Here is a 7847-nt window from a genome sequence, read left to right on the forward strand (position 1 = left end):
CTCTTATATTTATGCTAGTGTATCCGTGTGATTGCGCCTGATGAAAATATAACTCTACATAAAGTGGTGCTACTTGCATGAGAGGGTCTACGGGCAAAAACTGGGCACTTGGAATTTAGGGGAAGATGCCCGGCCGGAACGGACTAGAAAATGGCTGAAATGGCATACTGGCGGGTGGGGATAATGGCCTAAAATGGAGTTTGGCTGGAAAAAGAAAGGCCGGATTTCTCCGGCCCTTTAGGCTAAAAACAAAAACTGATTAATGCTTGTGGGAATCAAACTCTTTCTGAAGTTTTTCTACCTGTTTCTTCATCTGCATGTCCATGTAAGTATGAGCTACCGCCCAAAGTACAACCACAATAAGAAGGATTTCATACCATTCCATATTAACGCCTCCTAAAATACATTATTGATGATTATAGTCAGGATAAACTTGCCAGTCAATAGGTACAGTTAGTTAATAACATGTCCTTAAGGGTTTTAAGATTTACTATATCCTCACGGTTGTAGGCCAGCAGTGTTTCAAGTGCCCCGATATCAGATTTGTTTATGTAACTCCACCATAGCTGGACAGCTACGTATCCGTTAACCTCGGTCAACTGGCGGGGAATACCCAACTGGCATTCCACTTTCTTTAATCCGCCCTTCAGGTTTTTAGCCCAGCAGTCAAACATCAGGTCACGATGGTTAAAATGACGGCTCAGGTCTATCCCAAGTTTTCGGTGAATAAACGGCAGGTCAAATCCCTTGCCATTATAGGTATAAATTGTATCTGCACCTGCCAGAGATGACATTACGTTTTCGGCAGTGCATTCTCTGCCTACCAGTTGAATCAGTCCCGGTATAGAACTGCCGTTTACCAGATGGATACCTATGACTGTCAGCTCAGACTGATAAGGTGAAAGGCCTGTTGTTTCAATATCTAAATATGCTTCCATGCAGGTTTAATGTTGTCCTTTTCTCAAACACGGGGAACAGTTTGTCAGATAGTATTGTAATAATAGCTCTTTCGGCGTTTGAATATTGCCAGTATGACCAAGACAATTATCAGTAATCCCAATCCGATGGCAATATAAAGAAAAGTATAATCAGCCTTGAAATTGGCGGTTATGTTCATAGGTTTATTAAGTGTAATGATTGCACCTGCGTCTGTGCCGCTATAATCTCCGCTCCAGCTTTCAAATACTTGGCGGATTAAAAACCCCTCCGGTGAGGGTGCGCTTAATTTCACGGTGCTGCCTGCGGCATACCAGCCGGCGCCGTCAGGTGTGCCATACGGAGAGGACAGGTTAAGCTGATATTCGGTGTTGTAGTTCGCCTTTATCGTTTTGGGTTTGTCCATTACAAGGCGGGTGCTGGCCAAACTCCCGCTGATATCACCGCTCCAGCCGGTAAATGTGTAGCGTATTCCGCCATCTTCAATATTTGGGGCAGAAAGTGAAGCAAAGGTGTTTTGGTCATACCATCCGGCACCGGTAACCGTACCGGCAGGGGAGTCTATGGTTAAAAGATACTGGCGGGAATAAACTGCCTGCAGATTTGCACCGCTTATGAACGAACGGCTGGCTGAGGTATTTCCATCTGCCCAGTTTTTAAAGAGGTAACGGATTCCCTGAAGTATTTCTACATTTAGAGCGGTAACTTCGTGGGTTGTGCCGGGAGTGAAGTTGAACTGTGTATAGCTAAGTGAATAGGTTTTGCCATCCACTATCAGATAGTTATAGTTGCCGGTTATAGGCACCGAAGTGCTAAGGAGGAGTTTGCCGATAAGGCTGAGCTCTCCGCCTATTCCATCCGAAAGGAGAGGGTGCTGAAGGGATGATGCTAATTGGGATTCATATGTAGTGAGGGGCTGTGCGTAGTAAAAAAGCTCTTCCAAGGTTATTATATTGTCACCGTTTATATCTGCGTTGGGTACATAGCTGAGTCCGTCATTTATATATCCGGAAAAAAGCCCGCTGTCTCCGTCTGCCCAGGAAACTTCAGTAGCCAGTGATGAATAGAGAACTATCCGCCCTGTCTGGCTTAAATCAGTGGCAAAGCTGGCGGAATAGCAGGATTCCAGTATGATAGCCTGATAGTGAGACTCCATAGGTGAAAGCCAGTTTGAAAGCTCCTGGCTTGAAATCCAGTCTGAGGCATAATAAGCATCATACGGGGCTATGTATGAATGGCTGTCGCCATGTCCGGCAAAGAAAAAGATAACAGTATCATTGTCATCTTCTTTATCTTTCATCCAGTCCAAAGCTGACTTTATGGAATATTTGTCCGCTTTGCTGTCGGTCAGCAACATTACATGGTCATCCCCCCAAGCTTGTTTGAGGGAATTTGCAAATTTCTGGGCACCGTTAGCCAGACCTATTACATCTGTAATTTTCTGGTAATCTGAAATACCCACCACTACTGCCCAGTATTCATGTGAGGAAACAGCCAAAACCGGCGTTTGGGGCAGAAGACCTGCGGCCAGCCCCAGAGCCAGAATGAAGGAAATGACAACCCGTTTCAGGTAGTGCATTCAGTGCTATCCTCCCGCACAGTTCTTGTTTTCCGGGTTTTAGGGCTGCAGTAACATAACCTGGGTGGTAACAGGCAAATTGCCTCTGGTTATATTCAGCTTTGATTGGGGTTCAAGACTGCTTATACCTATTTCCTTGAGAAACTGGCCTATAGGCAAAAGGGAACTGGTTGATAAATCACTTTGGAAGTGCATGGGAATAACAACAGATGGTTCCAGCTTGCGCATTATCTCGGCGGCTTTGCCCGGGCTGATGGTATTGCCCCCGCCAACCGGCAGAAGAAGTATATCCACCCGTCCCAGCTCTTCAATCTGGCTGTCAGTCAGACCCTGTCCAATGTCCCCCAGATGGCATATGGACAGGTCATCTATCTCCATCTGGTAAATGGTGTTTTTACCCCGCTCGCTGCCCTTGGAGTCATCATGAAAGGTGGAAAGACCCAGAATGATAACATCTCCGATTTCATATTCACCGGGGCCGCTTACAATGTGGGGATTGCCATCAATAGCCGAAGTAAACGAATGATTGGGATGAGCATGGCTGACGGTAATTACCTCAGCACTCTGTTTGCCCATCGCATACCCCAAATTCGGGGGGAACGGGTCAGTAATTATAGTAGTATTTTTGCCTTTAAGGCGAAAGCACGAGTGACCTAACCATTTAATTTCCATATGGGTGAATTATATCAGACCCCCTTCAGAGGGTCAATTGAAGCTGGTCACTTTATTATTTATTTGGTATCTGTCCGGCGGATTACCCTTGACAGTAGTTGGCAGTCATGCTAAATTATACCTGTATTAGCAAACGGGCTAATAGAGTGCTAACGAGGTAGCAAGAGTGCTAACATCACGGGCAGAGATAATACTGCGTTCTATAGTAAGGCAGTATATAACCAAAGCAGTACCGGTTTCGTCATCTTCCATACTGGAAGATTGCGGTTTGGACATTTGTTCAGCCACCATACGGAACGAAGTGGTACGGCTGGAGATTGAGGGTTATATCCTTCGTCCCCATCACTCTGCCGGCAGCATTCCGGCTGATAAGGGATACCGCTATTACGTAGAATCCCTTAAAGATGTGGAATTGCCTACCAATGACAAGTTTCTTATCCGCCATCTTTTTCATCAGGTAGAAAAAGAGATGGAGGAATGGCTTAATCTGACAGTAGCTGTGCTTTCCCAGCGTGTACAGAGTATGGCAGTTGTTACCATGCCCCGCCAGACCCAGGGCAAAGTGCATCATATAGAGCTGGTCAGCCTGCAGGATAATCTGGTGCTGGTAGTCCTGATACTTCGGGGAGCCAAGGTAAAACAGCAGCTTGTAAACTTTGAGAATGTTGTTTCCCAGCCTGAGCTTACGCTTATATCAAACCGCTTAAATGACGCATATGATGGTCTGACCCGTTTCCAGATAGATCAGAAACCGCTTGGTCTGAACCATGATGAATTGAAGGTTAAGGACAGTCTGGTCAAGATGATGCGGGGTGAAGATGAGCAGGAAAGCCGTGAGCCCTTTTTTGACGGGCTGCATTATATGCTGGAACAGCCCGAATTTCACCAGAACCAGAGAGCTCAGGAGATAATGCAGCTGCTGGAGCAGAAGAAACTTTCCAAGATGATTGTACCGCCCATGCCTTTTAACCGGGGTGTACAGGTATACATAGGGCAGGAAAATGCCTCTGCCGAAATACGTGATTACAGTCTGATAGTCAGCCAGTACGGCATACCTGATGAAGCTGTGGGCACTATCGGGGTTATAGGACCTACCCGCATGGCCTACGAAAGGGCATTGTCGGCGGTCAGTTATTTGTCTCTGGTTATGAGTACTCTGGTAGCCGAACTTTACGGCAAAGCGCCTGTTGACAAAGATGAATAGCACCATCTTTATTCCGTAACGCATTTTCATTTCAATTGAGGAAGGTATTATGACAGATAGAAAAATGCAAGATAAAGAAGAAAATGAACACCCTGAAAATACCCAGGCTAAAACTGATGGGCAACTGGAAAATCTGAATGCCCAACTGGCAGAGGAAAAGAAGCGTTCAGAGGAATATCTGGATAGCTTAAAACGGGCCAGAGCCGAATTTGTAAACTACAAAAGGTACATAGAACAGGAAAGAAATATACAGGGTGATATGGCCAGAGGCAATGCCTTTATGCTGGTTCTGCCGGTATTGGATGATTTGGAACGGGCTTTGACATCTGTTCCCGCTAATATTGCCGGGCAACCATTTATAGAGGGCTTGGACCTGATCGTCCGCAAGTTTCAGGCCATACTGGATAATCAGGGGGTTAAGGCTATTCCGGCCGCCGGAGAGCAGTTTAATTCCCGCCTGCATGAAGCAGTTGCCTGTGAAGACGGGCCGGAAGGCATAATTCTTCACGAAGCCCGTCGGGGTTATACGGTAGGGGATAGGGTACTTAGGACCTCGCTGGTGGTGGTGGGCAATGGAAGCCAGCCCTGCCAGCAAAATTCAGATATGAAATAAATTTCTTTTAACAAACAAGGAGGTACGAAAATTTAATGGGTAAAGTAGTTGGCATAGATCTTGGTACTACAAACAGTGAAGTTGCCGTCATGCAGGGCGGCGAGCCGGTAGTTATCCCCTCTGCCGAAGGCAGTACGCTTATCCCTTCGGTAGTGGCGATAAATAAAAACGGCGAACGCATCGTTGGTCGTCAGGCTAAAAATCAGGCAATTTTGAATCCTGAAAATACAGTTTATTCCATCAAGCGTTTTATGGGACGCAAATGGGGCGAACCGGCCGGACGTGAATTGCCGGTTGAGGCAGATGCCAAGCGCAAACCTTACAAGGTGATTCAGGGGAATAACAATGAAGTCCGGGTAGTCATGGGCGACAAGGATTTCAGCCCCCCCGAAGTTTCCGCCATGATTTTGCAGAAGCTGAAGTCAGATGCCGAGGCTTATCTGGGTGAAAAAGTAACCGAAGCGGTTATTACCGTACCGGCTTACTTCAACGATGCCCAGCGTCAGGCTACCAAAGATGCCGGGGCTATTGCCGGGCTGAAAGTTCTGCGGATTATCAACGAACCCACCGCTGCCGCATTGGCCTATGGTCTGGATAAGAAAAAAGATGAAACTATAGCCGTTTATGATTTGGGCGGCGGTACTTTTGATATTTCCATACTGGAACTGGGCGAAGGCACTTTTCAGGTAAAATCCACTGCCGGTGATACTCATCTGGGAGGCGATGACTTTGACCAGAAGATTATTGACTGGCTGATAGCTGAATACAAGAAAGATCAGGGCATTGACCTTTCCAAGGACAAGACCGCTCTGCAACGTCTGAAAGAAGCGGCTGAAAAGGCCAAGATAGAGCTTTCCACTGTTCAGCAGACAGAGATAAATCTGCCCTTTATTACAGCGGATGCTTCCGGCCCTAAGCATCTTAATATTATCCTTACCCGCTCAAAGCTGGAGCAGATGGTGATGGATCTTGTTGAAAAGAGCCTTGAACCCTGCCGCCAGGCTTTAAAAGATTCGGGCAAGACTTCCGCCGAAATCAACGAAGTTATTCTAGTGGGCGGACAGACCCGCATGCCGCTGGTACAGCAAAAGGTCAAAGATTTCTTCGGCAAGGAACCCAACAAGGGTGTGAATCCTGACGAAGTGGTTGCCATAGGTGCTGCCATTCAGGCCGGCGTGCTCAAGGGTGAAGTTAGTGATGTACTCCTGCTGGATGTCATCCCCCTGACTCTGGGCATTGAGACATTGGGTGGTGTATCCACTGCACTCATTACCCGCAATACCACCATACCCACTTCCAAGAGCCAGGTATTTTCGACTGCGGCTGACAACCAACCCAGCGTGGAAATCCATGTCCTTCAGGGTGAACGCCCCATGGCGGCGGATAACCGCACTCTGGGCCGCTTTATGCTGGACGGCATTTTGCCTGCCCCGCGAGGCGTCCCCCAGATAGAAGTTACGTTTGATATTGACGCTAACGGTATGCTTTCCGTCAAAGCCAAGGATAAGGGTACCGGGCGTGAGCAGAAGATAACCATCACCGCGTCTTCCGGTCTTTCCAAGGAAGAAGTGGAAAAGATGACCCGTGAGGCAGAAGCCCATGCTGCCGAAGATACCAAACGTAAAGAAGAAATAGAAGCCCGCAACGTGGCGGACAATCTGGCTTACAATGCTGAAAAGACCCTGCGTGACAACAAGGACAAGATACCGGCTGAACTGAATACCGAACTGGAAAGCAAGATAGCCGCAGTCCGCACTGCTCTGCAGGGCAATGATGTGGAAGCTATCAAGAAAACCACTCAGGAGCTTTCAACTGCTCTTCAGAGTGTAGGCAGTGCCGTTTACGGCAAACAACAGGAGGGTGCTCCCGCTCAGGAAGAACCTTCAGCAGAAGGCAAAAAGGCTGACGATGAAGGTACGGTAGAGGGAGAATTCCGCGAAGTCTAAATAAAGGCCGGGAATTTGGTTCTGCGGCCTCTGGGAGGGGGTGTGATGCCCCCTCCCGCCTTTATTTGGCAGGTCTGTAGCAAATATAGATGTATTCTGTTTGAACCGGCTTATTTTTATAAAATGAATTTTTAGGTTATAATGATTAATTATGGTTAATAAAAGAGATTATTACGAAGTATTGGGTCTTGAACGCAGTGCTTCTGACGAAGATATAAAAAAGGCCTTCCGCAAGATGGCTATGAAGCATCACCCTGACCGTAATCACGAAGAGGGTGCGGCAGACAAGTTCAAAGAAGTCAACGAAGCCTACGAGGTTCTTTCCAACCCTGAAAAACGGGCGGCCTATGACCGTTTCGGTTTCAGCGCCGGGGCGGATTCCTTCGGACAGGGCGGTTTTGAAAACTTTGATTTTGGCGGTTTGGGCAGTATCTTTGAAACCTTCTTTGGCGGTGCTACCCAGGGTGCCAAACGCGGTCCTCGTCGCGGGCCTGACATGTCTTACGATATAAAGATAAGCCTTGAAGAAGCCGCAACCGGTGTTGAAAAAGATATTACCACTGAAAGACTTGAATATTGCACCGAGTGCAGCGGCACAGGTGCCAAAGCCGGCACTTCGCCGGTAAAATGTACCAGCTGTAACGGTACCGGACAGGTCTATCAGGTGCAAAAAAGCGTTTTCGGGCGTTTTACCAGTGTAACTCCCTGTCCCAAATGCCGTGGTGAGGGGACTATTATTGGCGAACCCTGCACCAAGTGCCGGGGTACGGGTAAAGAATACGTCAAGCGGACTGTTCAGGTAAAAATACCTGCCGGTGTGGCAGACGGAAACCAAATACGCCTTAACGGCTACGGCGGAGTAGGTGACAAGGGCGCTTCTGCTGGAGATGTGTATAT

Annotated in this window: 8 protein-coding genes; 4 read left to right on the forward strand and 4 right to left on the reverse strand. The window is 47.5% G+C overall.

All coding sequences use genetic code 11. The features are described from left to right. Positions 1-259: 259 nt before the first annotated feature. From WC259_RS06715 to WC259_RS06730, 4 genes are read right to left on the reverse strand one after another with little or no spacing between them, the layout of a single operon-like run. Positions 260-385 (reverse strand): hypothetical protein, encoded by a 126-nt coding sequence (locus WC259_RS06715; RefSeq protein WP_012984489.1) that lies wholly within the window; start codon positions 383-385, stop codon positions 260-262. Positions 386-440: 55 nt separating this feature from the next. Continuing rightward, positions 441-938 carry a ribonuclease H-like domain-containing protein gene (locus tag WC259_RS06720; protein WP_011309763.1) on the reverse strand — a complete coding sequence of 166 codons (498 nt, stop codon included), beginning with the start codon at positions 936-938 and terminating at the stop codon, positions 441-443. Between the two features lie 44 nt (positions 939-982). Continuing rightward, on the reverse strand, positions 983-2515 hold the full coding sequence (locus WC259_RS06725; RefSeq protein ID WP_372643759.1) for a caspase family protein: 1533 nt from the start codon (positions 2513-2515) through the stop codon (positions 983-985). 39 nt (positions 2516-2554) lie between these two features. Then, the gene (locus tag WC259_RS06730) at positions 2555-3187 is read right to left on the reverse strand and encodes an MBL fold metallo-hydrolase (RefSeq protein WP_015407225.1); all 633 of its coding nucleotides are present in this window, start codon (positions 3185-3187) and stop codon (positions 2555-2557) included. Positions 3188-3353: 166 nt separating this feature from the next. Between WC259_RS06730 and hrcA the strand changes: the two genes are divergently transcribed. The 4 genes from hrcA to WC259_RS06750 form a co-directional block, all read left to right on the forward strand. After that, positions 3354-4391, forward strand: a complete 1038-nt coding sequence (gene hrcA / locus WC259_RS06735) for a heat-inducible transcriptional repressor HrcA (protein ID WP_015407914.1) — start codon at positions 3354-3356, stop codon at positions 4389-4391. A 49-nt stretch (positions 4392-4440) separates the two neighbouring features. Continuing rightward, complete coding sequence (locus WC259_RS06740) at positions 4441-5004, forward strand: nucleotide exchange factor GrpE (protein ID WP_011309759.1); 564 nt, start codon at positions 4441-4443, stop codon at positions 5002-5004. A 35-nt stretch (positions 5005-5039) separates the two neighbouring features. Further along, positions 5040-6950 carry a molecular chaperone DnaK gene (gene dnaK, locus WC259_RS06745; protein ID WP_012034149.1) on the forward strand — a complete coding sequence of 637 codons (1911 nt, stop codon included), beginning with the start codon at positions 5040-5042 and terminating at the stop codon, positions 6948-6950. A gap of 151 nt (positions 6951-7101) precedes the next feature. Continuing rightward, positions 7102-7847, forward strand: a 746-nt coding sequence (locus WC259_RS06750; RefSeq protein ID WP_372643763.1) for a DnaJ domain-containing protein, incomplete at its 3' end; no start/stop codon positions are given.

This window comes from Dehalococcoides sp., from assembly GCF_041654235.1.
Lineage (GTDB): Bacteria > Chloroflexota > Dehalococcoidia > Dehalococcoidales > Dehalococcoidaceae > Dehalococcoides > Dehalococcoides mccartyi_B.

Excerpts from the sequence above, each read along its gene's own strand:
- WC259_RS06740 (WP_011309759.1), top strand. The coding sequence starts at position 4,441 with ATGACAGATAGAAAAATGCAAGATAAAGAAGAAAATGAACACCCTGAA.
- WC259_RS06715 (WP_012984489.1), bottom strand. The coding sequence starts at position 385 with ATGGAATGGTATGAAATCCTTCTTATTGTGGTTGTACTTTGGGCGGTA.
- WC259_RS06725 (WP_372643759.1), bottom strand. The coding sequence starts at position 2,515 with ATGCACTACCTGAAACGGGTTGTCATTTCCTTCATTCTGGCTCTGGGG.
- WC259_RS06720 (WP_011309763.1), bottom strand. The coding sequence starts at position 938 with ATGGAAGCATATTTAGATATTGAAACAACAGGCCTTTCACCTTATCAG.
- dnaK (WP_012034149.1), top strand. The coding sequence starts at position 5,040 with ATGGGTAAAGTAGTTGGCATAGATCTTGGTACTACAAACAGTGAAGTT.
- WC259_RS06730 (WP_015407225.1), bottom strand. The coding sequence starts at position 3,187 with ATGGAAATTAAATGGTTAGGTCACTCGTGCTTTCGCCTTAAAGGCAAA.